The sequence below is a fragment of the Actinomadura napierensis genome (assembly GCF_039529375.1).
Classification (GTDB): domain Bacteria; phylum Actinomycetota; class Actinomycetes; order Streptosporangiales; family Streptosporangiaceae; genus Spirillospora; species Spirillospora napierensis.
The window spans coordinates 1-504 of the sequence record NZ_BAAAMR010000455.1 but is presented as its reverse complement, the minus strand read 5'-3'; the positions used below and the strand labels follow the sequence as shown (position 1 = coordinate 504).

At 34.3% G+C, this 504-nt stretch carries 1 protein-coding gene; it reads right to left on the bottom strand.

The features are described from left to right. Window positions 1-504 (bottom strand): calcium-binding protein (locus ABD296_RS50450; RefSeq protein WP_407061611.1); only part of this gene is annotated, 504 nt, incomplete at both ends.

The following is a 504-nucleotide window of genomic DNA, read 5'->3' as shown; positions in this document are numbered from 1 at the left end:
TAATATTGGCTTCAATTTGTGCTTTATTCCAAACTGTTCCATCGTCAAATACAATTGAGGATAATTGCCCCTCACCAAAATGTATGGTGGCAGTTGAATCATTAAATGTAATAATTCTATCTGCACTAGCCTGTTTTAAAATAATTTCATCAGCTGAAACTGATTTTAAATAAAGTGTATTTTGTTCATTTGTATTATCTAAGATATGAACGTAACTCAACGACCCTAATAATGCTTTATCTACAATATAGGTGTCATTCCCTGCTTCGCCAATTAATCCTGTATATACATTCGGGGAATTACCACCATAAATCAGTGTATCGTTCCCAGATCCACCGTATAAACTATCAGAACCTCCATTAGAAATTAACGTGTCATCTCCATTGCCACCATATAGATAATCATTCTGTACACCACCTTGTATCGTATCATTACCATCTAGACCATAAATTACGGAATAATTAGCATCTGCCTGTAAATGATCATCTCCATCTGTACCTAATA